Origin of the sequence: Arenimonas sp. SCN 70-307, from assembly GCF_001724815.1 — a bacterium.
Lineage (GTDB): Bacteria > Pseudomonadota > Gammaproteobacteria > Xanthomonadales > Xanthomonadaceae > Arenimonas.
This window is the reverse complement of sequence record NZ_MEDO01000026.1, coordinates 35043-60590: the sequence shown is the minus strand read 5'-3', so window position 1 is coordinate 60590 and position 25548 is coordinate 35043. Positions and strand designations below refer to the sequence as shown.

The following is a 25548-nucleotide window of genomic DNA, read 5'->3' as shown; positions in this document are numbered from 1 at the left end:
GTCAGCGCCGCAGTCAGCGTCGTCTTGCCGTGGTCAACGTGACCGATGGTGCCCACGTTCACGTGGGGCTTGGTGCGCTCAAACTTACCCTTGGACATTAGCGTGTACCTGGCGGATTCAAGGTTTGGATGTGGTGCTCATGACTGGAATCGAACCAGCGACCTCTTCCTTACCAAGGAAGTGCTCTACCGACTGAGCTACATGAGCGGAATTTTGGGTGTTGCGGTGGAACGGTCGGTCAATGGAGCGGGAGACGGGAATCGAACCCGCATGATCAGCTTGGAAGGCTGAGGTTCTACCATTGAACTACTCCCGCACTGCGCGACCGGTGAACTGGCCCCGCGGAGCTGGTGGAGGGAGGTGGATTCGAACCACCGAAGGCGTGAGCCAGCAGATTTACAGTCTGCCCCCGTTGGCCGCTTGGGTATCCCTCCGTCAGGGAGCCCGTAATTTTGTTCGCGCGGGGGACAAATGTCAACGCCCGGCGAACCCTTTCCCCGCCGGATCAGACGTTGAAGCGGAAATGCAGGACGTCGCCCTCCTGCACCACGTAGTCCTTGCCCTCCAGGCGCAGGCGCCCGGCGTCGCGGGCCCCGGACTCGCCGCGATAGCGGATGTAGTCGTCGAAGGAGATGGTCTCGGCGCGGATGAAGCCCTTCTCGAAGTCGGTGTGGATGACGGCGGCGGCCTGGGGCGCGGTGGCGCCCTTGTGGACCTGCCAGGCCCGCACTTCCTTCACGCCGGCCGTGAAGTAGGTCTGCATGCCCAGCAGGGCGTAGCCGGCGCGGATGACCCGGTTCAGGCCCGGCTCGTCCAGGCCCATGGTGGCCAGGAACTCGCCCCGGTCGGCGTCCTCGAGCTGGGCCAGCTCCTCCTCGATGGCGGCGCAGACCGGCACCACCTGGGCGCCCTCGCGCTCGGCCCGGGCCCGGACGGCGTCCAGGTGGGGGTTGTTCTCGAAGCCGTCCTCGAGCACGTTGGCCACGTACATCACCGGCTTGAGGGTGAGCAGGAACAGGTCGCGGACCACGGCCTTGTCCTCGGCCGACAGGCCCAGGGCCCGGGCCGGGGTGCCCTGGTCGAGGCCGGCGCGCAGGCGCGCCAGGACCTCCTTGCGGACCATGGCGTCCTTGTTGCCGGTCTTGGCCTCGCGCTCGGCGCGGTTGAGGGCCTTTTCGACCGAATCGAGGTCGGCCAGGGCCAGCTCGGTGTCGATGGTCTCGATGTCCGAGATCGGGTCGACCTTGCCGGCCACGTGCACGATGTCGGTGTGCTCGAAGCAGCGCACCACGTGGGCGATGGCGTCCACCTCGCGGATGTGCGCCAGGAACTTGTTGCCCAGGCCCTCGCCCTTGCTGGCGCCGGCGACCAGGCCGGCGATGTCGACGAACTCGAACGAGGTCGGGATCACCTTCTGGGGCTTGACGATCTCGGCCAGCTGGTTGAGGCGCGGGTCCGGCACCGGCACCACGCCCGTGTTGGGCTCGATGGTGCAGAACGGGAAGTTGGCGGCGGCGATGCCGGCCTTGGTCAGCGCGTTGAACAGGGTGGACTTGCCGACGTTGGGCAGGCCGACGATGCCGCATTTGATGCCCATGGTGGGGTCTTCTTCCTCAGGATTTGGGGGTGTGCAGGCGCTTCATCGCCTCGGGGAACTCACCGGCGACCGCCAGCGGCAGCACCGCCAGGGCGTCGTCGATGGCCCGAAGGATGGAGGCTTCGTCGTCCTTCCCGGGCCGGCCAAGCACCCAGGGGGTGACCTTGTCCTTGTGGCCGGGATGGCCGATGCCTATGCGCAGGCGATGGAACTTGCCGTGGCCCAGGTGCTGCATGGTGTCGCGCAGGCCGTTCTGGCCGCCGTGGCCGCCATCGAACTTCAGGCGGGCGGCGCCCGGGGGCAGGTCGAGCTCGTCGTGGGCCAGCAGGGCCTCGGACGGGTCGATCTTCCAGTAGCGCAGGGCCGCGGCCACCGAGCGCCCGGAGGCGTTCATGAAGGTCGCGGGCCTGAGCAGCCAGAGCGTGTGCCCGGCCAGCTCGACCTTGGCGGTCTCGCCATGGAGCTTGGACTCGAGGCCAAAGCGCGCCCCGGCCTTTGCCGCCAGGGCGTCAAGAAACCAGAACCCGGCGTTGTGCCGGGTTCGGGCGTGTTCGGCACCGGGGTTGCCCAGGCCGACGATGAGGCGCAGACCAGCCACGTCGAAGGGATTGCCCTCTCCCCGGCCCTCTCCCGACGGGAGAGGGAGGGGAAGCGAGGGTTACTTCTTCTTCGGCGCCGCCGGGGCGGCGTCGGCCTTGGCGACCTTGGCGGCCGGGACCTCGGCGGAGGTCGGCGCGGCGGTTTCCTCGGCCTCGACGCGGGCGTGCTTGGCGATCACGACCGCCAGGTCGTGCTCCTTGCCGTGGGCCAGGGCCGGGATGGTGACGCCCTTGGGCAGCACGATCTGCGAGAGGTGCACGATGTCGCCGACGGCCAGCGCCGACAGGTCGACCTCGATGAACTCCGGCAGGTCCTTCGGCAGGCAGCTGACTTCGACCTCGTTGAGCTCGTGGGTGACCACGACGCCCGCCGACTTGCCGGCCGGGGACTTCTCCTGGTTGGCGAAGTGCAGCGGCACCTTGGCGCGCAGGGCCTCGTTCTCGCTCACGCGCAGGAAGTCCAGGTGCAGGATCTGCTGCTTGAACGGGTGGCGCTGCATGTCGCGCAGCAGGACCTTCTGGACCTTGCCGTCGACGTCGAGGTCGAGGATGGCCGAGTAGAACCACTCGTTCTGGCTGGTCAGCCAGAGGTGGTTGTGCTCGACCTGCACGCTCTGCGGCTCCTGGTGGCCGCCATAGACGATGGCCGGCACGTGGCCGCTGCGACGGAGGCGGCGGCTCGCACCCTTGCCCTCGTCCTTGCGGCTGGTGGCGACCAGCTTGTGTTCGTTCTTAGCCATGTTCGTGTTGCCTTCTTTGGTTGTGATGCACCTTTCGGTGCTTACCGCCCTGCCCGCGACCAGGCCTGGCGTCGTTCCCGGGGGAATCGGGCATCGGCGCCGCGACGCCGATGCCGGATGCCCCCGCCCTGCCTCAATCCACGTACAGCGAGCTCACCGACTCGCCGAAGGCGATGCGGCGGATGGTCTCGGCCAGCAGCTCGGCCACCGACAGCTGGCGGATGCGCGGGCAGGCCCGCGCGGCCTCCGACAGCGGGATGGTGTCGGTGACCACCAGCTCGTCGAGCTGCGAGTTCGAGACGTTGGCGATGGCCGCGCCCGACAGCACCGGGTGGGTGCAGTAGGCCACGACCTTCTTCGCGCCGTTCTGCTTGAGCGCGGCGGCGGCCGCGCACAGGGTGCCGGCGGTGTCGACGATGTCGTCCACCAGCACGCAGGTCTTGCCCTCGACGTCGCCGATGATGTTCATCACCGTGGCCACGTTGGCCTTCGGGCGGCGCTTGTCGATGATGGCCAGGTCGGCGTCGTCCAGGCGCTTGGCGATGGCGCGCGCGCGCACCACGCCGCCGACGTCCGGCGAGACCACCACCAGGTTGTCGGTGCCCAGCGTGCGCCAGATGTCGGCCAGCAGCAGCGGCGAGGCGTAGACGTTGTCGACCGGGATATCGAAGAAGCCCTGGATCTGGTCGGCATGCAGGTCGACCGTCAGCACGCGGTCGGTGCCGACGGCAGTGTACATCTTGGCCGCTACCTTGGCCGTGATCGGCACGCGCGCCGAGCGCATGCGGCGGTCCTGGCGGGCGTAGCCGAAGTACGGCACCACCGCGGTGACGCTGGCGACCGAGGCGCGCTTGAGCGCGTCGATCAGCACCAGCAGCTCCATGAAGTTCTCGGCGGTCGGCGCGCTGGTGGACTGGATGACGAACACCTCCTGCCGGCGCACGTTCTCCTCGATCTCGACCTGCACCTCGCCGTCGGAGAACTTGCCCACCTGCGCCTTGCCCAGCGGAATGCCCAGCTGGCGGCAAACCGCCAGCGCGAGCGGGCGGTTGGCGTTGCCGGTGAAGACGAGCAGGTTCTGCTTGCTCATGGGGCGGGCTTCCGGTTGGTGGACGGGCGGGCGACGCGACGCGGGTGGCTGGGGCGGTAGGATTCGAACCTACGAAATGCCGGGATCAAAACCCGGTGCCTTAGGCCACTTGGCGACGCCCCACCGCTGGAAAAACGCCGTCTCAGGCCCGCCGGGCGGACAGCGCCCGGTGCAGGGGCGACACGTCCACCCCGTCGGCCACCCAGGCGCGCAGCCCCGGGGGCAGGCGCGCCAGCGCGGCCTCGGCATCGGCGCGCGCGCCGAAGCGCGCGAAACAGCCGCCGCCGGTCCCGGTGAGGGCCGCCGGACCGAGCCGCGAAAGCGCATCCAGGGTCGTGGCGACGACCGGTGAACGACGACGCAGCACCGGCTCGAAGGCATTCCCGAGCGAAGGGCCTGAAACGAAGTCCGATATTGTCGCTTCCGGGGCATCCCGGGTCAAATCCGGGGCCTGGAAAAGCTCGCCCGTGGGCACGCAAACGCCGGTGTCCACCACGAGGTAGCTGGCCGGCGCCAGGGCCAGCGGCACCAGCGCCTCCCCCACCCCCTCGGCCCAGGCGCTGCGGCCGCGCACGAACACCGGCACGTCGGCGCCCAGGGCCAGGCCCAGGGCGGCCAGCCGCTCCTCGCCCAGCCGGGTGCCCCACAGGTGGTCGAGGGCCACGAGCACGGTGGCCGCGTCCGAGGAGCCGCCGCCGAAACCGCCGCCCAGTGGAATCTTCTTTTCAACGATTATGTCTGCGCCTTTGCTGCAATTGGCTTCTTTTTGCAGAACTTTAGCGGCACGAACCACCAGGTCGTCCGACTCCGGCACCGCGTAGCCCTCGGCCCCGGCGCGCACGACCTGGCCATCGTCGCGCACCCGCAGGCGCACCGTGTCGCCCCAGTCGAGCAGCTGGAACACCGTCTGCAGGCGGTGGTAGCCGTCCGGGCGGCGGCCGGTGATGCGCAGGAACAGGTTGAGCTTGGCCGGCGCCGGCCATGCGCTCCAGGCCGGCTCGCTCACGGCTGGCCCCAGCGGTCGACCACCAGGCGCACGCTGGCCTCGCCGCGGCTGGCGAACACCCGGCGCGGGCGCTCGCCGACCCACTCGCGGTATTCCACCGTCCAGCCCTGCTGCACCAGACGGGCCGGACGGCCGTCGGCCCCGAACTCGATCTCGGCCGCGCCGGGCGCCCGGCCACCGCGCACCCACCAGGCCAGGTCATCCACCGGGATGTCCCAGCCGGTGGCTTCGGCCAGCAGCGCACGGGCGTCCGGGCCATCCACGGGGCCAGCATCGAGGCCCTCGATGCGCGCGCCGTCCGGCGTGCCGAGCAGGCGCCAGCCCTTGCCGGTCACGGGTGCCGAAAGGCGGATCTCGTACTCCCCGCCCTGCTGCCGCCACTCCAGCCGGCCGCTGCCGCCCTCGCTCCCGGCGCGCACCGCCAGCCTGCCCTCGAGCCCCCAGGCCGGCTCGGCCCGCAGCGCGGCCTCGTGCGCCACCTGCGCCGCCAGCTGCGCGGCGTCGCCGGGGCCACGCACGGGCGCCGGCACGCAGGCCGCGAGCAGCAGGACGAGGGCAAGGGCGGAGGTCGGTCGGATCATGGGGTGCGGCTCCCGAGCAGGCGGTCGAGGGTTTCATCGAGGGTGTCGTCGCTGCCGCCGAGGCGCAGCCCGGCGCGCCAGATCTCGCGCGCCTCGGCCTTGCGGCCCAGGGTCCACAGGACTTCGCCCAGGTGCGCGGCGATTTCCGCCATGCGCTGGCGCTCCCAGGCCTTCTGCAGCAGCTCCAGTGCCATCTCCGGCTCGCCCATGCGGAAGCGCAGCCAGCCGAGGCTGTCGAGCACGGCCGCCGACTCCGGCGCCAGCTCGAACGCGCGCTCGAGGTAGGGCAGCGCCTGCGCCGGCTGGTCGCGGCGGACCAGCAGCGCATAACCGTAGGCGTTCAGCGCCTGGTGGCTGTCGGGCTCCTCGTCGAGGATCAGCTGCAGGTCGGCGAGCGCCTCGTCCAGGCGACCGGCGCGTTCGTGCAGCATCGCCCGGGCGTAGCGCAGCGCCGGGTCGCCCTCGAAAACCTCCAGCGATTCATCGAGCACCGCCAGGGCCTCGTCGCCCCGGCCGCGGCGTTCGAGCAGGTCGGACTCGAGCAGGAAGGCGTCGCGGATCGCCTCGCCGTCGGCCTCCTCGTCGCTCCGCAGCGCGCGCAGCGAGGCCAGCGCCTCGGGCAATCGGGCCAGCCGCGCCAGCGCGCCGGCGCGGCGCAGGGTGGCCTGGTCGTGGCCCTCGCCGCGAGGCACCGAGGCATACCAGGCCTCCGCCTCGCGCCAGCGCAACAGCCCCTCGGCGAGCATGCCCAGCAGCAGCCGGCGCTCGGGCGGGGGCACCCGGTCCAGCGCCGCCGTTTCCTCGTAAAGCGCGGCCAGTGCCGGCCGGTCGCCGGCGTCGAGCAGCCAGCGGGCGCGCTGGCGCAGGCTTTCCTCGTCCTGCGGACCGGCGCCAAGGGTGGCGGCGGCCGCGAGCGGATCGCCCATCAGCGCATGCTGGCGGGCGGCCGTGCGGCGCAGCTCCGGCGCCAGGGCCGCCGGGTCGCCGAGCGTCGCCAGCCGCACCCGGGCCTCATCGTCGCGGCCCTCGCGGCGCAGCCGGTCGGCGGTCAGCAGGTGCGCGCGCGGGTCATCGGGGAATCGCTCGATGCCCTCGCGAACCAGGGTCTCGGCCAGCTCGGGCTCGTCCAGGCGCCGGGCCAGGCTGGCCACCGCCAGCCAGCCGCCCAGCCGGGGCGGCAGCTGGTCGGAAACGAACATGGCCCGCAGCACCCGGCGCGCCAGCTCACGACGCTCGCCGGCGGCGTTGCCCAGGATCGAGATCAGCGCGGGCAGGCCCGCCTCGCCGGGCAGGACCTGCAGGACCGAAACCGCCTGCATCGCCTCGTCCACGTCGCCGCGGGCGAGCGCCAGCTCGAGCCGGGCCCCGGGCAGGCTGGCCGCGCCGGGCGCCAGCAACTGCCAGCGCTCAAGGGCGCTGCCGGCCAGCGCCGGCCGCCCGGCCAGCAGGGCGATGCGGGTGGCCCGCTCGGCCAGGCCCGGGTCGGTCGAGAGTTCGGCGGCGCGCAGGTAATGCGCCGCGGCCTGGGGCAGGTCGCCGGCCTGGAGCGCGAACTCGCCGGCCATCACCGGCTCGAGCACCTCGCCGGTGTGCGCCACGGCCGCGCCCGCCAGGCCCAGGGCCAGCGCGACGCAGGCAAACGGGCGGCATTTGCTCCAGATCATGGGGATTGCACGGCCAAAGGCTAGAATGGGCGCCGGAAACCACGAGAGCCCAGCCCGCGGAAGCTTAGCGCAACGCGGCCAGCCAACGTCCCATGCCCCTGCTCGCCCTAGGACTGAACCACCAGACCGCCCCGCTCGCGCTGCGCGAACGGGTGGCGATGGACGGCGGCCAGCTGCCGGGCGCGCTCGACGCGCTGGGCCAGGTGCCGGGCGTGGCGGAAGCCGCGCTGCTGTCCACCTGCAACCGCACCGAGGTCTACGCCCAGGTCGAGGACGGCCGCGAGGCCGCCGTGGTCGAGTGGCTGGCGCGCCACCATGGCCTGGCGCCCGAGGCGCTGGCCGACTACGTCTACCAGCACCGCGACGAGCAGGCCGTGCGCCACCTGTTCCGCGTGGCCACGGGCCTCGATTCGCTGGTGCTCGGCGAGCCGCAGATCCTGGGCCAGGTCAAGGACGCCTGGCAGGCCGCGCGCAGCCGGCAGCGCCTGCGCACGCCGCTCGACCGGCTGTTCCAGCAAAGCTTCCAGGTCGCCAAGCGCGTGCGCACCGACACCCGCATCGGCGCGCACCCGGTTTCGGTGGCCTATGCCGCGGTGCGGCTGGCGCGCCAGGTCTTCAGCGAACTCGACCGCGCCACCGTGCTGCTGGTCGGCGCCGGCGACACCATCGAGCTGGCCGCGCGCCACCTGGTGGACGCCAAGGCGCGCCGGCTGCTGGTCGCCAACCGCACCCTCGAGCACGCCCAGGCCCTGGCCAGCCGCCACGGCGGCTATGCGCTGCCGCTGTCGGAGCTCTCGCGGCACCTGCCCGAGGCCGACATCGTCATCACCGCCACCGCCGCGCGCGAGCCCGTGCTGCGGCTCGAGGCCGTGCAGGCCGCGCTCAAGGCGCGCAAGCACCGGCCGATGTTCATGCTCGACCTCGCGGTGCCGCGCGACATCGACCCGGCCGTGGCCACGCTGGCCGACGTCTACCTCTACACCGTCGACGACCTCGAGCAGGTGATCGAGGAAAACCGAGCCTCGCGCCGCGAGGCGGCCGAGCAGGCCCAGGCCATCATCGACCTGCAGGTCGAGCACTACATGGCCTGGTGGCGGGCGCAGGGGCGCCAGGATGCGCTCAAGGCGATGCGCCGCCGCGCCGAAGCCGCGCGCGAACAGATGCTGGCGCGCGCGCACGAGCAGCTGGCCGCCGGCAAGCCGGCCACCGAGGTGGTGGAACTGCTGGCCGCCCAGCTGACCAACAAACTGCTGCACGGCCCCAGCGCCGCGCTGCGCCAGGCCGCGCTCGACGGCGACCTCGACTTGCTGCGCGCCGCCGAACGCCTCTACCAGGACGACGATGACACCGGGCCTGCGTCGTAAGCTCGAGGCCCTGGCCGAGCGCCACGAGGAGGTCGGCCGGATGCTGGCCGACCCCGGCGTGGCCGCCGACAACGCGCGCTTCCGGGCGCTGTCGAAGGAATACGCCCAGCTCGAGCCGGTGGCCAGCGGCCTGGCCGCGTGGGCCCAGGCCCAGCGCGACCTGCAGGCGGCCGAGGCGATGCGCGCCGACCCGGAGCTGCGTGAACTGGCCGAAGAAGAAATCCCGGCCGCGCGTGAACGCCTGGCCATGCTCGACGACGAACTCGCCCTGCTGCTGGTGCCGCGCGACCCGCGCGACGAGGCCAACCTATTCCTGGAAGTGCGCGCCGGAACCGGCGGCGACGAAGCCGCCATCTTCGCCGGCGACCTGTTCCGCATGTACGCGCGTTACGCGGAGCGCCGCCGCTGGCAGGTCGAGGTCGTCTCGGCCAGCGAGGGCGAGCACGGCGGCTACAAGGAAATCGTCGCCCGCATCGAGGGCAAGGGCGCCTATTCGCGCCTGAAGTTCGAGTCCGGCACCCACCGCGTCCAGCGCGTGCCGGCCACCGAGTCGCAGGGCCGCATCCACACCTCGGCCGCCACGGTGGCCATCCTGCCCGAGCTCGACGAGGTGGACGAGATCGAGGTGCGCGACGCCGACATCAAGGTCGACACCTTCCGCGCCTCCGGCGCCGGCGGCCAGCACGTGAACAAGACCGACTCGGCCATCCGCATCACCCACCTGCCCTCGGGCATCGTGGTCGAGTGCCAGGACGAACGCAGCCAGCACAAGAACCGCGCCCGGGCGATGTCCCTGCTCAAGGCCCGCCTGCTCGACGAGGAGCGCTCGAAGCAGGCCGCGGCGCAGGCGCAGTCGCGCCGGCTGCAGGTGGGCAGCGGCGACCGCAGCCAGCGCATCCGCACCTACAACTTCCCGCAGGGCCGCATCACCGACCACCGCGTCGAGGGCCTCACGCTCTACGCGCTGCCGCAGGTGATGGACGGCGACCTGGACGAACTGGTCGACCGGCTCACCCGCGAGCACCAGGCCGACGAACTCAAGCTGCTCACGGAGGCCGCATGAGCGCCGGCAACGACTTCCTGCCGCTGTCGCTGTGCGTGCTGACGGTGTCCGACACCCGCACCACCGCCAACGACGGCTCGGGCGATTACCTCTGCGCCGCGCTGGCCGAGGCCGGCCACCACCTGCACGAGCGCGCCATCGTGCGCGACGACAAGTACGCCCTGCGCGCCATCGTCTCGCGCTGGATCGCCGACGAGGCCGTGCACGGCATCCTGGTCAACGGCGGCACCGGCTTCACCGGCCGCGATTCCACGCCCGAGGCGCTCGAACCGCTGCTCGACAAGGCCATGCCCGGCTTCGGCGAGATGTTCCGGGCGCTGAGCTTCGACGAGATCGGCACCTCCACCCTGCAGTCGCGCGCCTTCGCCGGCCTGGCCAACGCCACCTTCCTGTTCGCCCTGCCCGGCTCCACCTCGGCCTGCCGGACCGGCTGGGAGAAGCTCGTCCGCGCCCAGCTCGACGCCCGCACCAAACCCTGCAACCTCGCCAACCTGCGGCCGCGCCTGCGCGAAAGCTGAGCCCGGACGCCCACCAGGAGCCCTTCGATGAGCAAGGAAACCCGCTGGCGCTACCAGGACAAGCTCGAGCAGCTGCAGGTCGAGCTCAATGCCATGGCGCGCTGGCTGCAGCACACCGGCAAGCGGCTGGTGGTGGTGTTCGAGGGCCGCGACACCGCCGGCAAGGGCGGCGCCATCAGCGCGATCGCCGAATGCCTCAATCCCCGCCAGTGCCGGGTCGTGGCCCTGTCCAAGCCCGGCGAGCGCGAGCAGGGCCAGTGGTATTTCCAGCGCTACGTGCCGCACCTGCCCGCCGCCGGCGAGATCACCCTGTTCGACCGCAGCTGGTACAACCGCGCCGGCGTCGAGAAGGTGATGGGCTTCGCCACGCCGGCGCAGGTGGAGCAGTTCCTGGCCCAGGCGCCGGTGTTCGAGAAGATGCTGGTCGACGACGGCATCCTGCTGTTCAAGTACTGGCTGGCGGTGGACCAGGACAAGCAGGAGGAGCGCTTCGCCGAGCGCCTCGAGGACCCGCTCAAGCGCTGGAAGCTCTCGCCCATCGACATCAAGTCGCGCGAGAAGTACGCCGAATACGGCAAGGCCCGCGACGAGATGTTCAAGGCCACGCACAAGCGGCACGCCCCGTGGTTCGTGGTGGACTTCAACGACCAAAAGCGCGGCCGGCTCAACCTGATCCGGCACCTGCTCGACCACCTGCCCGACCACGAGGTGCCCGGGCAGGCGCTCGAGCTGCCGCCGCTGGCGGGCAAGCCGCGCAAGGAACGCTATACCGGCCCGGTCAAGCCGATCAAAGCGCGCTACTGAAGCGTGCCGGCCTCAGCCGGCGGTGGCCGCGGCGATATCGGCGGCGAGCATCTCCGAGGTCACCGGGCCGAGGTACTTCTTGGCGACCTTGCCTTCCGGGTCGATCAGGTAGGTCAGCGGCAGGCCGCGCGGCGTCTCGAAATCGGCCGGCGGGTTGTAGACGTCCACCAGGGCGATCGGGTAACCCGCCGGATGCTTTTCCAGGAACGCCCGCATGTCTTCGACGGCGATTTCCTCGTAGGCCAGGCCCACCACGCGCACGTCGTCGCGGGCGGCGTCGAAGGCGGTCAGGTCGGGGATTTCCTTCAGGCAGGGCTTGCACCAGGTGGCCCAGAAGTTGACCACCACCCAGCCGCCGCGCTGCGCGGCCAGGTCGAAGGTGCCGTGGTCGAGCGTCTCCACCACCAGGCTCGGGTGGGTCGGCAGCTCGCCGGCCGGGGCCGGCTCCGCCGCGGGCTGCGGCGCCGCGGCCACCGGCTCGGGCGCGGCTTCGGCCACCGGCGTTTCGGAGGCGGGCTGGCAGGCGGCCAGGACGAGGAGCAACAGGCTCGGGGCGATCAGGGTCTTCATGGCTTGCGATTGTCCGGTTCCGGGGTGAAGAAACTGCCGACGCTGCGCGCCATCGGAAGCTCCAGGGGTTGCTGCAGGTGCGAGAGCGCGCGGGCGGCGTCGCGGCCGATCGGATCGTCGTAGCCGGGCAGGCCGTGCACCGGCCCGGGCACGCGCAGGCCCAGGCCATCGTGCAGCTCGCCGAGCGTCACGCCGTCGAGGTCGCGGCTGAGCAGCCAGGCCCCGTCCTCGCCGCGGCGCACGATGTTGAGCTTCGAGAGCCCGGCGAACATCCGCTGCAGCAGGTCGTCGGTGAGCATGGGCTCGACGTCCTGCACGTCGGCGATGTGCAGGCCGCGGCCCTGCCGGCGCGCCTGCGCCAGCCGGCCCAGCAGGCGCAGGTAGCCGTACATCTCCATGCCCGCCGGCAGCCGCAGGGCGCGCGGCTGGTAGCGGAAGGACGACAGCGAGGCCGCGAAACTCGCACCCAGCAGCACCACCACCCAGCTCAGGTACACCCAGACCATGAAGATCGGCACCACCGCCAGCGCGCCGTAGAGCTGCTCGTAGGTGGGCACGCCCAGCAGGTAGGCGGCGAAGCCGCGCTTGGCCAGCTCGAACAGCACCGTCGCGAACAGGCCGCCGGCCAGCGCGAAGCGCAGCGGCACGCTGCGGTGCGGGATCAGCCAGTACGCCAGGGTGAACACCACCAGCTCCACCACGTTGGGCAGGTAGCCCAGCAGGCGCGTCGTCCAGGCCTGCGCCTCGCCCGACCACACCGGCAGCGCGAACAGGTAGGAGGTGACCGCCAGGCTGGCCACCGCGCCCAGCGTCCCCAGGGTCAGCAGCGTCCAGTACACCAGGAAGCGGAACAGCCCCGGCCGCGGCGTCGGCACCCGCCAGACCCGGTTGAAGGTGGATTCGATGCTCCACATCGTCAGCAGCAGCGACACCAGCAGCGCCGTCACGCCGGTCACGGTGAGCTGGCGCGTGCTGGCGGTGAAGTCGCGGAGGTAGGCCTCGACGGCGCGCGCCGACCCCGGCACGAAGTTGGAGAAGATGAAGTTGGTCAGCTGCGCGCTCCAGGCGTCGAAGACCGGGAAGGCCGCGAGGATGCCGAACACCACCATGCTCAGCGGCACCAGCGCGAACAGCGTGGTGTAGGCGAGCGCGCCGGCGGTCTCGAAGCAGCGGTCGTCGAGGAAGCGCTTCCACAGGAAGCGGGAGAAGGACTGGATCCGCTCCCGGTCCAGGCGGTGCCACCACTGGCGAAGCGTGCGGGCGATCGGCATCGGCCAAGCCTAGCAAACGCGGCCACGACGGGACGATGGGCGATAATGCCGGCAGACCCCCACGCCGGAACCGCCATGCCCGAGATCCTGGTCCTCTACTACAGCCGCGGCGGCTCGGTCGCCCAGCTCGCGCGGCACATCGCCCGCGGCATCGGCGAGGTGCCTGGCATGCAGGCGCGGTTGCGCACGGTGCCGCCGGTGGCCGCGGTCACCGCCACGGCGGCGCCGCCGGTGCCCGACGAAGGCGCGCCCTTCGTCAGCGCCGCCGACCTCGAGGAATGCGTGGGCCTGGCCCTGGGCAGCCCGACGCGCTTCGGCAACATGGCCGCGCCGGTGAAGCATTTCATCGACGGCCTGGGCGCGCAGTGGGCCTCGGGCACGCTGGTGGGCCGCCCCGCGGCGGTGTTCACCTCCACCGCCACCCAGCACGGCGGCCAGGAATCGACCCTGCTGACCATGATGGTGCCGCTGCTGCACCACGGCATGCTGGTGCTGGGCATCCCCTTCACCGAGGCCGCGCTCAACACCACCCGCACGGGCGGCACGCCCTACGGCGCCAGCCACGTCGCCGGCGCCCAGGACGACCCGACGCCGAGCGACGAGGAAAAGCAGCTCGCGCGCGCCCTCGGCCGCCGCCTGGCCGAGACCGCCGCGAAGCTGTGCGCATGAGCCGCGCCGACCGCATCGCCGCCGTCGCCATCGTCGCCATGCTGGTCCTGCAGCTGGCCTGGCGCCTGTGGCTGGCCCCGCCCACCCAGGCCGCGCCCTGGGCGATGGCGCTGTTCTTTTCGCTGCCGATCCTGCCGGCCGTGCTGCTGCTGGCGCTGCGGCACCGGCGCGCGGGCTTCTGGGGCTCGCTGGCCGCCCTGCTCTATTTCTGCCATGGCGTGATGCTGGCCTGGTCGGAGCCTTCGGTACGCGGGCTGGCGCTGGCCGAAACGCTGGTGGCCTCGGTGCTGGTGGTGTCGGCCAGCTGGGATGGCCTGCGCGCCCGCGCGGCCGCCCGCCGGGCCCGGCCCCCGGCCGTATAATCGCGGCCCCAAGGAGGAACCCCATGGACGAGCTTCTGGTCGTCACCACCGGCGGCACCATCGACAAGGTGTATTTCGACGACAAGTCCGACTACCAGGTCGGCGAGCCGCAGATCGGCCGCATCCTGCAGGAACTGGGCGTGGCGTTCCGCTTCACGGTGATCCCGATCATCCGCAAGGACAGCCTGCACATCACCGACGACGACCGCGAGCTGCTGCGCGCCACCATCGCCGCCCAGCCGGCGGCGCACGTGCTGGTCACCCACGGCACCGACACCATGGTCGACACCGCGAAGGTGCTGGCCTCGATCCCCGGCAAGACCATCGTGCTCACCGGCGCGCTCAACCCGGCGCGCTTCCGCGGCTCGGACGCCGAGTTCAACATCGGCACCGCGGTCGGCGCGGTGCAGTCGAAGCCGCCGGGCGTCTACATCGCCATGAACGGCCGCATCTGGGATCCGCTCAAGGTGCGCAAGAACGTCGCCGCCAACCGCTTCGAGGCGGCGGGCTGAGGCCGCGCCGGCGCGGCCCCGCCCTCCGCCGGCGCCACGTTCAATGCACGCGGAAGCGCGACGCGGCCGCCGGCACGTAGCTTGACGACAGCGCCCGGCGCTGCTGGCCGCGCAGCGCGGCCTCCGCCAGGCGCGCTTCGCGCCAGTCGGCCCGGTCGAAGCGGAAGCTGCCCGGCGGCACGCCGCGCAGGCCGGACTCGACCAGCCGCAGGCGGCAGAAGTCGCGATAGCCCATCAGCTCGTCGCCGATGCGGGTCCAGGCCACGTCCACCACGATCGCATCGTCGAGCCGCCCGACCTGGGGCACCCAGTCGGGGATCAGGTCGTCGGCGCGCTGCAGGTAGGCCAGCACGGCGCGGCCGGCCACCAGGGCCTGCTCCCCGGGACCCCAGGCGGCGTCGGCTACGTAGGCCCCGAGCGGGTCGGCGTGGGCCAGGCGCAGGGCGATGCAGGGCGGCGCCTCCCCGCCCCGGCGCGGGTCGTACAGGTCGCGGGCGGCGGTGACGATCTGGTCGCCGCACAGGGGCTCGGCCCGGCCGAGGTCGGCAAGCAGGCCGTTGAAGCGGTCGAGTTCACGCGGCTCGAGCGAGCACGGGCCGATGTTGCGGCGGCGGGCCGGGCCGGGGGCCGGGCGACGGGCCAGGGCGGCTGGCAGGGCCGGGAAGGTTTCTGCGTTGGCGTACATACTCTTGTCTCCGTTTTGGTCGCTGGACGCCGGGGATCCGGCGCGCCACCACGATCGCAACCGCGCCGGCCGCGGTCATGACGGAAGCCGGAGGGGCCAGGGAGGCTTTGCATCCATTCGCGAGGTTTGCGTGAGGGAATGCCGATGGAGCCCGGATCCACCGAGTCGCCAGGCGGTCGCGGGGCCGAGCGCTACCGGTTTGGCGCCGTCGTGGTGGACGTCCCGGCCCACGAGCTCTCGCGCGACGGCGAACTGCGCCCGCTAGAACCCAAGGCCTTCGCTGTGCTGGTCGAGCTGCTGCGCCACCACGGCGAGCTGCTCACCCGCGACCAGCTGCTGGACGCGGTCTGGGGCCACCGGCACGTCACCCCGGGCGTCCTGACCCGGGCCATCGCCCAGGTCCGTGCCGCGCTCGGCGACGAGACCCAGGCGCCGCGCTTCATCCAGACCCAGCACGCCCTCGGCTACCGGTTCATCGCCCCGCTAGAGCCCGACGCTCCGGAGCCGGATCTGCTTCCGGCCCCCGCCCCGATGCCGGCCCCGCCCCCGGCCGGGGCGTCCCAGCGCGGGGCGCCCGCCGCACGCCTCGGGCGGCGAAGCGCGGATCGGTGGCGCCACTGGCGCTGGGCCGTCGCCTCGGCGGCGGCGCTCGCGCTGGCCTGGCTGGTGCTGGCGCAGATGCGCACTGCTCCGGCGCCGGCCGAGGCCTCGGTGGCGGTGCTGCCCTTCGACGCCCTGGGCGGCAGCGCCGACGACAAGGCCTACGCCGAGGGCCTGGCCCGGGAGATGCTGGCGGCCCTGGCCGGGGTGGACGGACTGCGCGTGGCGGCCTGGCGCCCGCGCGAGGCGCTCGCGGCCGGCGGCGGCCCGGTGGACGTGGGCCGCCAGCTGGGCGTGGCCGCCGTGCTCGAGGCCAACCTGCGGCGTGAGCAGGGCCGGCTTCGCGTGACCGCGCAGCTGTCCGACACGCAGACCGGCTTCACGCTCTGGAGCGGCAACTTCGACCGCGAGCCCGAGCGCGTGTTCGACGTGCAGGCGGAAATCGCCGCCGAGGTGGCGCGCGTACTGGTGGGGCCGCTGCCCGACGCCGGCGAAGGCCTGCGGCGACGCCTCGCGCCCACCCGCGACCTGGCGGCGTTCGAGCAATACCTGGGCGGACTGCGGCTGCTGCAGGCGGGCGCGGGCGAAGCGGCGAAGCAGCGTTTCGAGCAGGCGCTGGTGCGCGACGAGCGATTCGCGCGCGCCCAGGCCGGCATCTGCCGGGCGGAGCTGTGGCGCTTCGAGGGCCACCGCGACGCCAGTGCCTTCGAGTCGGCGCGGCTGGCCTGCCTGCGCGCGGCGAACATGGACGGCACGCTGGGTTCGGTGCAACTGGCGCTGGGCGACCTCTACCGCGCGGCTGGCGACGCCCCGCGTGCACGCGAGCACTACCAACGCGCGCAGGCCGATGCCTCGGTGCTGGCGCAGGCCCTGGCCGGCGAAGCCAAGCTCGCCGCCGCGGCCGGCGACCAGGCCGCGGCGCTCGAGCTGTTCGGCCAGGCGCTGCAGGCCAGCCCCGACGATGCGCACCTGCACGCCGACCTCGGTTTCCAGCGCTACCTCTCCGGCGACCTGGCGGGCGCCATCGAGGCCCTTGGCCGCGCCAGCGAATTGCGCCCCGACAACCCGCATGTCTGGAGCACGCTCGGCTCGCTGCTGGCGGCGGCCGGCCGCAACGAGGAGGCCATCGTCGCGCTCGAGCGTTCGCTGGCGATCGAGCCCCTGGAGGCCGTGCTCAACAACCTGGGCACGCTGCGCCTGCAGGCCGGCGATGGCAAGGGCGCGGCCCTGCACTATCGCCAGGCCGTGCAGCTCAACCCGAACAACCCGGAGCTCTGGGGCAACCTGGCCGACGTGCTGGCGGCCTCGGGCGCGCCGGGCGACGAAGCGCGCGAAGCCTATGGCGAGGCGGCGCGGCGCATGGGCGAGTTCCTCGCGATGAAACCCGACGATGCGAAGGCGCAGGCCCTGCTGGCCTGGTACCTGTGCAACCTGGGCGACTACGAGGCGGCCCGCCGCGCGCTGGCCCGCGCCGACGCCATCGACCAGCAGCAGGCGGAGGTGGCGCTGCTGGCCGCGCAGGTGTTCGCCTCCACCGGCGAGCTCGAGGCCGCGCGCACCCGCATTGACGCCGCGCGCAGCGCCGGCATGGCCGAGGTGCGCATCAACACCAACCTTTTCCTGCAGCGCGCCGGCCTGGTGCCGGCGACGCCCGCGCAGGGCTGATCCCGCGCCCCCCGGCGCAACCCGGAGAAACACGCCATGACCCTGCCCGACAACGAGTCCATCCGCCAGGTGACCCTGGCCCTGCCCGACGGCACCGAGGCGACGATCACCATCAAGGCCATGTCGGTGGTGGTGGTGCCGGTGCCGCCCAGGCCGCGCAAGCCCGGCGAGGTCTACATGCTCCAGTCGGTCACGCCCGAGGCCAACCTCGAGATCAGCGTCAGCCTCGAGCGCCTCTGACGCCGGAAAAAAGACCCCGGCACGAGGCCGGGGTCGAAGGGGTCGTACTGACTACTAGGCTCAGAACGTGATCGACCAGCTGTTGATGTAGCCGGTGTCGCCACCGGCGTTGTCGTTGACGCGCAGGCGCCACGTGCCGTTGATGGCTTCGCTCGACAGGTTCACGTTGTAGGTGCCGATGATGTTGTCGGCGCTGCCGCCGCTGCGGTTGTGCAGGTTGTAGATCGAGCCGTCCGGGGCCACGAGGTCGACGCGCAGGTCGCCCCTGTAGGTGTGTCGGATGTCGACCGCCACCGGCGTGCTGCTCGGAGCGTTGCCGCTGCGGCCGGAGACCGAGATCGGGCTCTCGACCGTGCTGTTGTCGCGGATCTGGTAGTCGGTGCCGTTGGTGTAGGTCTGCGGCGTGCCGCCACCGCCGCCCTCGGTGTAGTTGCCCACCAGGCTCACGCCGGAGAAGGTCGAGTAGGCCTTCACGCGCACGTGGTAGGTGCCGGCCGAGGGGGCCGCGATGGTGCAGGTCTCGTTGTTGCCGCTCAGGTACGGACGGCAGACGTACGAGGTGTCGGTCGGCGCGGTGCCGAACTGCACGTAGAGGTCGGCGTCACCGGTGCCACCCGAAATGCTGAAGGTCAGGTTGGTGGCGCCGGCCGGGACGGCCATCGTGTAGTTGAGCGAGTTGCCGGTGCTGGCCGCGAGGCCGGTGACCGCGACGCCCTTGGTGAGCGTGCCGCCGGTCGGCGGCGGCGGGGGCGGCGGGGTGCTGCCACCGGCGGCGTCGACGAGGGCCTTGGCGTTGATGATGCCCGCGCCGCAGCCACCCGAGCAGGCGCCCGCGAGGGCGTAGGCGGTCGACTTGAGGTTGGCTTCCACCTCGGCCGGGGTCCACAGCGGCAGGCCCAGGGCCAGGCGGCGGCTCTGCGCCAGCGCCACGGCGCCGGCCACGTGCGGGGCTGCCATCGAGGTGCCGTTGTAGGACGCGTAGCTCTCGGCGCCCGGACCCTGCGTGCCGCTGTTGAGGGTCGAGAGGATGCCCGAGCCCGGGGCCGACACGTCGATCAGCGCGCCGTAGTTCGAGAAGCTCGAACGGGCGCTGGCGCTGGTGACCGAGGCGACGGCGACGACGTTGTTGCAGCTCGCCGGCGAGAAGTTGGCCACGTTGGCGTTGCTGTTGCCCGCCGCGACCACGACCGTGGTGCCGCGGCTGACGGCGCCGTTGATGGCGTTCTGGGTCAGCGTGTCGCAGCTGCCGCTGCCGCCGAGCGAGAGGTTGATCACGTCGGCGACGTTGGCGGCCGACAGGGTCGGCACGCCGGACACGGTGCCACCCGACGACCAGGTGATCGCGTCGGCGATGTCGGAGGTGTAGCCACCACCGCGGCCGAGCACGCGCACCGGCATCACCTTGGCGTTGAAGGCGGTGCCCGCCACGCCCTTGGCGTTGTTGGTCACCGCGGCGACGGTGCCGGCGACGTGGGTGCCGTGCCAGCTCGACGGGTTGCCGCCGTAGTAGTCGCCCGGGTCGCTGGGGTCGGAGTCGCGGCCGTTGCCGTCACCGGCGACGGTGGTGTCGCTGATGAAGTCGTAGCCCGCGACGATGTTGGCATTGAGGTCGGAGTGGCTGACGTGGCCGGTGTCGAGCACCGCGACGATGATGCCGGTGCCCGTGGCGATGTCCCAGGCCTGGTTGGCGCGGATGCCGGCGTCCGCGTCGGTGAAGCCCCACTGCTCGGCATAGCGCGTGTCGTTCGGCGTCAGCGTGTGCTTCAGCAGGCGGTCGATCTGCACGAACTCGACGTTCGGGTTGCTGGCGATCTGCTGCATCAGCAGTTCGGCTTCCTCGGTGCGCAGCTTGCGCGACGTGGCGATCACGTCGGCGCCCAGCGACATGCGCCGCAGGTGGTTGGCCGAGAAGGAATCGGCGTTGCTGCGCAGGCCGCCCTGGATGCGCTGGGCGCGCATGAGCTGGGTGGCGCTGGCGCTGGCCGACTGCAGGGAGCGGCGCAGGGTGGCCGTGCTGTTGGCCTCCGGCGTGCCTTCCTTGAACTTGACGATGAAGCGGTCGTACTGCTGGCCCGGCTCGAGGCCGGCGGTGTTGACCTGGGCGGCGAAGGCGGACGAACCGGCGAAAGCCAGGGTCGTGGCCACGACGAGCCCGCGCAGGCGGAGCTTGCGAGAGATATTGCTCACAGAGTTTTTCCCCGAATCAGTGATGGCAACAAGGGCCGCCCGAAGCGGCCGTGCTTGCATCCTTGCCCCGGGTCCCCTGGAACGCCCTTCCCCGCCGGGCCATTTCTATGGCCTCGAATCCTGCCGCGGGGGAACACGACCACCCGGATGTGTGACGCATATCTCAAATGCGTTACACCCGGCCGACGCTAGCGTGACGAAAGTCATGGGTCAAGCTGCGGCGCAAGGAAAAGCCAGCCGTTCGTCGGCCAGCTTCGTGATGGTCAGGGATGGGCTACACGCGGGCCGGGCGGTGACAGCCGGGCTGCCCTGCCGGACCCGGCCGGGACTCAGAACAGGCCGGTCTCGAGGCGCGCCGCGTCGGACATCATCGACTGGTTCCAGGGCGGGTCGAACACCAGCTCGACGTCGGCCTCGGCGATCGTCGGCACCTGCTCGACCTTGTCGCGCACGTCCTGCACCAGGATGTCGCCCATGCCGCAGCCGGGCGCGGTCAGGGTCATGCGGATGGCGACGGTGCGATCGCCCTCGGCGTTGCGGCCCAGGTCGCAGTCGTAGACCAGGCCCAGCTCGACGATGTTGACCGGGATCTCCGGGTCGAAGCAGGTGCGCAGCTGGTCCCAGACCAGCTTCTCGACCTCGGCGTCGCCCGCGCCCTCGGGCAGCACCAGCGGCTCGGGCCGCGGCTTGCCGATGGCGTCGGCGTCCACGCCGGCGATGCGGAACAGGTTGCCGTCCACGAACACCGTGAACGAGCCGCCCAGGGCCTGGGTGATGTAGCCGGTGGTGCCGGCCGGCAGGTTCACGGCTTCGCCCTGCGGCACCATCACGGCGTCGCAGTCGCGCTCGAACTTGACCGGCTCGCTGGTCCTGGAATAGCTCACTCGGGTATCACCTGGCGGGAATCCCGGCTATTTTAGCCCGCCCTGCCGACCGGAGTCGCACGTGTCGCCAACGCACCGTCCCGAAACCCGCGCGGGCTGGCTCCTGCCGGCCCTGGCCTGGCTGGCCGGCGTGGGCGGCATGGTGGCGCTCTGGCTGGCCGTGTTCCTGTCGGTGCGCAGCGTGAGCGGCTGGCTGGCCCTGCTGGCCGCGCTCGACCTGGCCCTGCTGCTGCGCCTGTCGGGCCAGCCCGCCGGCCCGGCCCGGGCCTGGGCGGCCGCCGCCGGCACCGCGCTGGCCATCGTGCTGAGCTACTGGTTCGTGGCCGCCATGATCATGGGCCTGCCGCTGGGCCTGCGGCCGCTGGACGCGGCCAGCCGCATCGGCCCGGTGCTGGCCGGCGAGCTGATCCGCCACGCCACCAGCGCCTGGGACATCGCCTGGGCCGCGCTGGCCCTGCCCCTGGCCTGGCGGCTGGCGCGCTGACCGGGCTCAGTGCCCGCCGTCGATGGCCTTGAGCTCGGACACCAGCTGGGCCACCGCCGCCGCGCCGTCGCCGTAGAGCATGCGGGTGTTGTCGGCATAGAAGAGCGCGTTCTCGATGCCGGCGAAGCCCGTGCCCTTGCCGCGCTTGATGACGATGGTGTTCTTCGAGTCGGCCACGTCGAGGATGGGCATGCCGTAGATCGGCGAGGCCGGGTCGGTCTTGGCCACCGGGTTGACCACGTCGTTGGCGCCGATCACCAGCGAGACGTCGGTGGTCGGGAACTCGGGGTTGATGTCGTCCATGTCGGCGATCAGGTCGTAGGGCACGCCCGCCTCGGCCAGCAGCACGTTCATGTGGCCGGGCATGCGGCCCGCCACCGGGTGGATGGCGAACTTCACCTTCACGCCGCGCTTGAGCAGGGCCTGGGTCAGCTCCCAGACCTTGTGCTGGGCCTGGGCCACGGCCATGCCGTAGCCGGGCACGATGACCACGCGCTCGGCGTAGGCCATCATCGCCGCCACGTCGCCGGCCTCGATGGGTTTTTGTGCGCCGGTGATCTCCTTGGCCTCGCCGCCGGCGCCGAAGCTGCCGAAGAGCACGCTGGCGATCGAGCGGTTCATGGCCTTGGCCATCAGCTGGGTGAGCATGGTGCCGGCCGCGCCGACCACCATGCCGGCGATGATCAGCGCCTCGTTCTGCAGCACGTAGCCCTCGAAGGCCACCGCCAGGCCGGTGAGCGCGTTGTAGAGCGAAATCACCACCGGCATGTCGGCGCCGCCGATGGGCAGCGTCATCAGGATGCCCACCGCCAGCGCCGCGACGAAGAAGCCGATGATCACCGGCTGCTGCAGGCCGTAGACCGTGAGCACGCCCAGGCCCACCGCCACCAGGAAAACCAGCGCGTTGAAGGCCTGCTGGCCCGGGAAAGTGAAGCGCCGGTCGAGCCGGCCGTCGAGCTTGGCCCAGGCGATGATCGAGCCCGTGAGCGCGATCGAGCCGATCAGCGCGCCCAGCACCGCCAGCACCAGCGCCGTCTGCGAGGGCGCGATGCCGGCTGCGGAAAATCGCAGCAGTTCGACCGCGCCGATCGCCGCCGCCGAACCACCGCCCAGGCCGTTGTACAGGGCCACCATCTGCGGCATGTCGGTCATGGCCACGCGCTTGCCCGACCACCAGGCCACGGCGGTGCCCAGCACCAGCGCGGCGACGATCAGCGGCAGGTTGTGCAGGCCGGGCGTGAAGAACGTGGCCACCGTGGCCAGCAGCATGCCCACGCCGGCCCACTGGATGCCGCTGCGCGCCGTCACCGGCGAGGCCATGCGCTTGATGCCGAGGATGAACAGCAGCGCGGCGGCGAAGTAGCTGGCCTTCACCAGCACCGGCAGCCAGCTCATGCGCCGCCCCCCTTCTTGCTCGACTTGAACATCTCGAGCATGCGCTCGGTGACCACGTAGCCGCCGGCGGCGTTGCCCGCGCCCATCAGCACCGCCAGGAAGCCCACCACTTTTTCCGCCGTCGTGTCGGCATGGCCCAGCACCACCATCGCGCCCACCAGCACGATGCCGTGCACGAAGTTCGAACCCGACATCAGCGGCGTGTGCAGGATCACCGGCACCCGGCCGATGATCTCGTAGCCGGTGAAAGCCGCCAGCATGAAGATGTAGAGCGCGACGAAGCCGTCCATGTCCCCTCCCCGGGCGATAGCGCCTTGCCGGCATCATAACCGCAGCTTGAATGCCGGCCAGTGGCCGCCCGCGGCGGTCAACCCCCGGCGGGGCGATGCGTTATAAACCGTCATGACCGGCCCCGCCGCCCGCCCGTGATGCCCTTCGACGCCGCCCCCGACGCCGCGCCCGCCAGCCTCGAGGCCTTCCTGGCCTCGGTGGAGCGCCGCGGCTTGCGCGTGGCCGAGCTGGCGCTGGGGCACCGGGAGGACGCGCTCGACGTGGTGCAGGAGGCGATGATCCGCCTGGTCGGCTACCGCGACCGGCCGGCCTCGGAATGGCCGCCGCTGTTCTGGTCGATCCTGCGCCGCCAGCTCACCGACCGGCACCGCCGCAACGCCGTGCGCCGCCGGGTGATGGCGGTGCTGGGCCGGGCCGAGGACGCGCGCGAGGATCCGCTGGAGATGCTGCCCGACCCCAACGAAGACCCCGCCCGCCGGCATGCCGACGGCGCCGCCTGGCTGGCCCTGGGCCGCGCCGTGCGCGCGCTGCCCCGCCGCCAGCGCGAGGCCTACCTGCTGCGCGAGCTGCAGGGCCTCGACGTGGCCTCCACGGCGGCTGCGATGGGCTGCTCGGAAGGTTCCGTGAAAACCCACCTGTCGCGGGCGATGGCCGCCCTGCGCAAACACCTGGAGGACTGGCGATGAGCCGCCCCGACAACGACCACGACACGCCGCGCGCGCTGTTCGAACGCGCCAGCGAACGACTCGACCAGGGCATGGCCTTCCGCCTGCGCCGCGCCCGCGAGGCCGCGCTGCAGGGCCGCGCCGCGAAACGCCCGGCCTGGGGCGTGCCCGCCGGGGCCTTCGCCGCCGCGGTGCTGGCCCTGGGCCTGGCCTGGTGGCTGCCCGCCGGCCCCGGGCCGTCGACGGCCGCGCCGGAGGCGCTGGCGGTCGAGGACATCGACGCATTGGTGGTTGCCGAGGACGCCGAGCTTTACGCCTGGCTGGCCGAGGCGCCGGTGGCGGCGCCGGGAGGCCCGCGATGAACGCGAGGCGGCTCGCCCTGGCCCTGTGCCTGCTGCTTGCGCTGCCGGCGCTGGCCCACGCCGGCCAGGACCGGCGCGGCGACCACGGCGACCGCGGTGGTCGCCACCACGGCGCGCCCGCGCACGGCCCGGTGGTGGTGCCCGAGGGCGTCAGCGTGCCGACCTGGGACCAGCTCACGCCGGCGCAGCAAAAATCCGTCGAGCGCCTGCGCGAGCGCTGGGACACCCTGCCCGCCTCGCAGCGGGTGATGGCGCTCGAGCGCGCCGAGCGGCGCGCGCGCTGGGAGGCGATGACGCCCGAGCAGCGCGAGCGCATCCGCGAGGGCATGCGCAATTACCGCGACCTGCCGCCGGAGCTGCGCGAGACCATGCGCGAGTCGATGCGCGCCATGCGCGCGCTGCCCGAAGCCGAACGCCGGGAGTTGTTCGCGAAGTGGCGGGCGCTCAGCCCCGAGCAACGCCGCGCCTGGCTCGAGGCCGGCGGCCCCGGCCTGGTGCCGCAGCCGGCGCAGGCCGGCGCCGAGGCCGATTGATCAGTCGCGGCGCTGGCCGTCGTGGGCCAGGCAGGTGCGGGCGATCAGTTCGTCGTCCCAGTCCAGCGCCAGCGCGCCGTCCCTGACCGACAGCGCCAGGAAGTTGAACACGTTGCGCGCGTACATCTCGCTGGCGTGCAGCGCACCCTGGCTGGCCAGGCCGAGCGGGCCGGCGAAGGTGACGCCACCCTGCTCGTGCGTTTCACCCGGGCGCGTGAGCTCGCAGTTGCCGCCGGTTTCGGCGGCCAGGTCCACCACCACGCTGCCCGGCTTCATGCCAGAGACCATCGCGGCGGTGAGGATGCGCGGCGCCGGCCGTCCCGGCACGGCCGCGGTGGTGACCACAACGTCCACGCCACGCAGGTGCTCGCCCAGGCGCCGCTGCTGCTCGGCGCGCTCCTCGGCGCTGAGCTCGCGCGCATAACCGCCCTCGCCCGCGGCGCTGACGCCGAGGTCGAGGAACTTGCCGCCGAGTGATTCGATCTGCTCGCGCGTTTCCGGGCGCACGTCGAAGCCCTCGACCTGCGCGCCCAGCCGGCGCGCGGTGGCGATGGCCTGCAGGCCGGCGACGCCGGCGCCGACCACCAGCACCTTCGAGGGGCGGATGGTGCCGGCGGCGGTGGTGAGCATGGGGAAATAGCGCGGCGCCAGCTGCGCGGCCAGCAGCACCGCCTTGTAGCCGGCCATGCCGGCCTGCGAGCTGAGCACGTCCATGGCCTGCGCACGCGTGGTGCGCGGCAGCTTCTCCAGCGGGAAGGCAGTGAGCCGGCCGTCGACGAAGGCCTGCACCCGCGCCGGGTCGGCGTGCGGGGCCAGCAGGCCGATGACGACGGCGCCGGGCTTGAGCTTGCGAAGCCGATCGTTCGAGGGCGGCTGCACGCAGGCCAGCACGTCGGCCTGGGCCAGCGCCGCGTCCGCGTCGTCGGTGAACTCGACGCCGGCATAGGCCTCGTCGGGGAAGAAGGCGCTGGCGCCGGCGCCGCGCTCGAGCAACACCCGTGCACCGAGGCCGGCGAGTTTTTTCGCCGTTTCGGGCGTCAGCGCCACGCGCCGCTCGCCCGGCGAGGTCTCACGGATGCAAACGATGCAGGCCGCCATGCACGCCACTCCCCAGCAGGTATGCCGGGGATGCTACCGTAAAGCGCCG

General features: G+C 72.1%; 28 protein-coding genes, 4 tRNA genes and 2 pseudogenes. 13 read left to right on the top strand and 21 right to left on the bottom strand.

The window, feature by feature from the left end; translation table 11 throughout:
- The 12 genes from ABS41_RS12740 to ABS41_RS12685 form a co-directional block, all read right to left on the bottom strand.
- A partial coding sequence (locus tag ABS41_RS12740) for a GTP-binding protein (RefSeq protein ID WP_040429678.1) occupies positions 1–98 on the bottom strand: 98 nt, incomplete at its 3' end.
- Between the two features lie 33 nt (positions 99–131).
- Positions 132–207 (bottom strand) — tRNA-Thr (locus ABS41_RS12735).
- Positions 208–242: 35 nt separating this feature from the next.
- Positions 243–316: transfer RNA gene (locus ABS41_RS12730), tRNA-Gly, on the bottom strand.
- 32 nt (positions 317–348) lie between these two features.
- Positions 349–434 (bottom strand) — tRNA-Tyr (locus ABS41_RS12725).
- 71 nt (positions 435–505) lie between these two features.
- Positions 506–1597, bottom strand: coding sequence for a redox-regulated ATPase YchF (gene ychF, locus ABS41_RS12720; protein ID WP_290594999.1), 1092 nt, complete (start codon positions 1595–1597; stop codon positions 506–508).
- A gap of 16 nt (positions 1598–1613) precedes the next feature.
- Positions 1614–2195, bottom strand: a complete 582-nt coding sequence (gene pth / locus ABS41_RS12715; protein WP_290594998.1) for an aminoacyl-tRNA hydrolase — start codon at positions 2193–2195, stop codon at positions 1614–1616.
- Positions 2196–2255: 60 nt separating this feature from the next.
- Positions 2256–2936, bottom strand: coding sequence for a 50S ribosomal protein L25/general stress protein Ctc (locus ABS41_RS12710; protein ID WP_290594997.1), 681 nt, complete (start codon positions 2934–2936; stop codon positions 2256–2258).
- A 133-nt stretch (positions 2937–3069) separates the two neighbouring features.
- Positions 3070–4026 carry a ribose-phosphate diphosphokinase gene (locus tag ABS41_RS12705; RefSeq protein WP_290594996.1) on the bottom strand — a complete coding sequence of 319 codons (957 nt, stop codon included), beginning with the start codon at positions 4024–4026 and terminating at the stop codon, positions 3070–3072.
- Positions 4027–4071: 45 nt separating this feature from the next.
- Positions 4072–4149, bottom strand: a tRNA-Gln gene (locus tag ABS41_RS12700).
- Between the two features lie 19 nt (positions 4150–4168).
- Positions 4169–5032 (bottom strand): 4-(cytidine 5'-diphospho)-2-C-methyl-D-erythritol kinase, encoded by an 864-nt coding sequence (gene ispE, locus ABS41_RS12695; protein ID WP_290594995.1) that lies wholly within the window; start codon positions 5030–5032, stop codon positions 4169–4171.
- Positions 5029–5613: a lipoprotein insertase outer membrane protein LolB gene (gene lolB / locus ABS41_RS12690; protein ID WP_290594994.1), complete on the bottom strand. Its 585-nt coding sequence runs from the start codon at positions 5611–5613 to the stop codon at positions 5029–5031. Before lolB ends, ispE begins: the two co-directional genes overlap by 4 nt.
- Positions 5610–7277 carry a tetratricopeptide repeat protein gene (locus ABS41_RS12685; protein WP_290594993.1) on the bottom strand — a complete coding sequence of 556 codons (1668 nt, stop codon included), beginning with the start codon at positions 7275–7277 and terminating at the stop codon, positions 5610–5612. The genes lolB and ABS41_RS12685 overlap by 4 nt, the downstream gene beginning before the upstream one ends.
- A gap of 92 nt (positions 7278–7369) precedes the next feature.
- On the opposite strand from ABS41_RS12685, the gene hemA reads away from it, so the two are divergent.
- From hemA to ppk2, 4 genes are read left to right on the top strand one after another with little or no spacing between them, the layout of a single operon-like run.
- The gene (gene hemA, locus ABS41_RS12680; protein ID WP_290594992.1) at positions 7370–8641 is read left to right on the top strand and encodes a glutamyl-tRNA reductase; all 1272 of its coding nucleotides are present in this window, start codon (positions 7370–7372) and stop codon (positions 8639–8641) included.
- The gene (gene prfA, locus ABS41_RS12675; RefSeq protein ID WP_290594991.1) at positions 8619–9704 is read left to right on the top strand and encodes a peptide chain release factor 1; all 1086 of its coding nucleotides are present in this window, start codon (positions 8619–8621) and stop codon (positions 9702–9704) included. The genes hemA and prfA overlap by 23 nt, the downstream gene beginning before the upstream one ends.
- On the top strand, positions 9701–10222 hold the full coding sequence (moaB, locus tag ABS41_RS12670) for a molybdenum cofactor biosynthesis protein B (protein WP_290594990.1): 522 nt from the start codon (positions 9701–9703) through the stop codon (positions 10220–10222). Before prfA ends, moaB begins: the two co-directional genes overlap by 4 nt.
- 27 nt (positions 10223–10249) lie before the next feature.
- Complete coding sequence (gene ppk2, locus ABS41_RS12665; protein ID WP_290594989.1) at positions 10250–11026, top strand: polyphosphate kinase 2; 777 nt, start codon at positions 10250–10252, stop codon at positions 11024–11026.
- Positions 11027–11038: 12 nt separating this feature from the next.
- Here ppk2 and ABS41_RS12660 read toward each other — a convergent pair whose 3' ends face one another.
- Both ABS41_RS12660 and ABS41_RS12655 read right to left on the bottom strand, forming a co-directional pair.
- A complete protein-coding gene (locus tag ABS41_RS12660; protein ID WP_290594988.1) occupies positions 11039–11596 on the bottom strand; it encodes a TlpA disulfide reductase family protein in 558 nt (185 codons plus the stop codon).
- Entirely contained in the window at positions 11593–12867 is a 1275-nt protein-coding gene (locus ABS41_RS12655; protein ID WP_290594987.1) for a YihY family inner membrane protein, read from the bottom strand. The genes ABS41_RS12660 and ABS41_RS12655 overlap by 4 nt, the downstream gene beginning before the upstream one ends.
- Before the next feature lie 75 nt (positions 12868–12942).
- Here ABS41_RS12655 and wrbA point away from each other — a divergent pair, with 75 nt between their 5' ends.
- From wrbA to ABS41_RS12640, 3 genes are read left to right on the top strand one after another with little or no spacing between them, the layout of a single operon-like run.
- Entirely contained in the window at positions 12943–13536 is a 594-nt protein-coding gene (wrbA, locus tag ABS41_RS12650) for an NAD(P)H:quinone oxidoreductase (RefSeq protein WP_290594986.1), read from the top strand.
- A complete protein-coding gene (locus ABS41_RS12645) occupies positions 13533–13898 on the top strand; it encodes a DUF2069 domain-containing protein (RefSeq protein WP_290594985.1) in 366 nt (121 codons plus the stop codon). Before wrbA ends, ABS41_RS12645 begins: the two co-directional genes overlap by 4 nt.
- 23 nt (positions 13899–13921) lie before the next feature.
- Entirely contained in the window at positions 13922–14410 is a 489-nt protein-coding gene (locus tag ABS41_RS12640; RefSeq protein ID WP_290594984.1) for an asparaginase domain-containing protein, read from the top strand.
- A 40-nt stretch (positions 14411–14450) separates the two neighbouring features.
- Here ABS41_RS12640 and ABS41_RS12635 read toward each other — a convergent pair whose 3' ends face one another.
- Positions 14451–15095, bottom strand: a complete 645-nt coding sequence (locus ABS41_RS12635) for a DUF1232 domain-containing protein (protein WP_290594983.1) — start codon at positions 15093–15095, stop codon at positions 14451–14453.
- Between the two features lie 144 nt (positions 15096–15239).
- Here ABS41_RS12635 and ABS41_RS12630 point away from each other — a divergent pair, with 144 nt between their 5' ends.
- Both ABS41_RS12630 and ABS41_RS12625 read left to right on the top strand, forming a co-directional pair.
- Complete coding sequence (locus tag ABS41_RS12630; protein ID WP_290594982.1) at positions 15240–17360, top strand: tetratricopeptide repeat protein; 2121 nt, start codon at positions 15240–15242, stop codon at positions 17358–17360.
- Positions 17361–17396: 36 nt separating this feature from the next.
- A complete protein-coding gene (locus tag ABS41_RS12625; protein WP_290594981.1) occupies positions 17397–17600 on the top strand; it encodes a hypothetical protein in 204 nt (67 codons plus the stop codon).
- Positions 17601–17660: 60 nt separating this feature from the next.
- Here ABS41_RS12625 and ABS41_RS12620 read toward each other — a convergent pair.
- From ABS41_RS12620 to sufT, 3 genes and pseudogenes are all read right to left on the bottom strand, one after another.
- Positions 17661–17885: pseudogene (locus ABS41_RS12620) on the bottom strand (proprotein convertase P-domain-containing protein); the annotation flags it as partial.
- A 141-nt stretch (positions 17886–18026) separates the two neighbouring features.
- Positions 18027–19787 (bottom strand): annotated as a pseudogene (locus ABS41_RS12615) (S8 family peptidase); the annotation flags it as partial.
- A 329-nt stretch (positions 19788–20116) separates the two neighbouring features.
- Entirely contained in the window at positions 20117–20671 is a 555-nt protein-coding gene (gene sufT, locus ABS41_RS12610) for a putative Fe-S cluster assembly protein SufT (RefSeq protein ID WP_290594980.1), read from the bottom strand.
- A 61-nt stretch (positions 20672–20732) separates the two neighbouring features.
- Between sufT and ABS41_RS12605 the strand changes: the two genes are divergently transcribed.
- Entirely contained in the window at positions 20733–21155 is a 423-nt protein-coding gene (locus ABS41_RS12605) for a hypothetical protein (protein ID WP_290594979.1), read from the top strand.
- 6 nt (positions 21156–21161) lie between these two features.
- On the opposite strand, the gene ABS41_RS12600 is transcribed toward ABS41_RS12605, so the two are convergent.
- Entirely contained in the window at positions 21162–22550 is a 1389-nt protein-coding gene (locus ABS41_RS12600) for an NAD(P)(+) transhydrogenase (Re/Si-specific) subunit beta (protein ID WP_290594978.1), read from the bottom strand.
- Complete coding sequence (locus tag ABS41_RS12595) at positions 22547–22840, bottom strand: NAD(P) transhydrogenase subunit alpha (protein ID WP_290594977.1); 294 nt, start codon at positions 22838–22840, stop codon at positions 22547–22549. Before ABS41_RS12595 ends, ABS41_RS12600 begins: the two co-directional genes overlap by 4 nt.
- Before the next feature lie 138 nt (positions 22841–22978).
- Between ABS41_RS12595 and ABS41_RS12590 the strand changes: the two genes are divergently transcribed.
- The 3 genes from ABS41_RS12590 to ABS41_RS12580 are packed head-to-tail and all read left to right on the top strand — an operon-like array spanning position 22979 to position 24401.
- Positions 22979–23527, top strand: a complete 549-nt coding sequence (locus tag ABS41_RS12590) for an RNA polymerase sigma factor (protein ID WP_290594976.1) — start codon at positions 22979–22981, stop codon at positions 23525–23527.
- A complete protein-coding gene (locus tag ABS41_RS12585; protein ID WP_290594975.1) occupies positions 23524–23868 on the top strand; it encodes a hypothetical protein in 345 nt (114 codons plus the stop codon). Before ABS41_RS12590 ends, ABS41_RS12585 begins: the two co-directional genes overlap by 4 nt.
- Entirely contained in the window at positions 23865–24401 is a 537-nt protein-coding gene (locus tag ABS41_RS12580; protein WP_290594974.1) for a DUF3106 domain-containing protein, read from the top strand. The genes ABS41_RS12585 and ABS41_RS12580 overlap by 4 nt, the downstream gene beginning before the upstream one ends.
- Here ABS41_RS12580 and ABS41_RS12575 read toward each other — a convergent pair whose 3' ends face one another.
- Complete coding sequence (locus ABS41_RS12575; protein ID WP_290594973.1) at positions 24402–25499, bottom strand: NAD(P) transhydrogenase subunit alpha; 1098 nt, start codon at positions 25497–25499, stop codon at positions 24402–24404. It abuts the gene before it with no gap.
- Between the last annotated feature and the right edge of the window lie 49 nt (positions 25500–25548).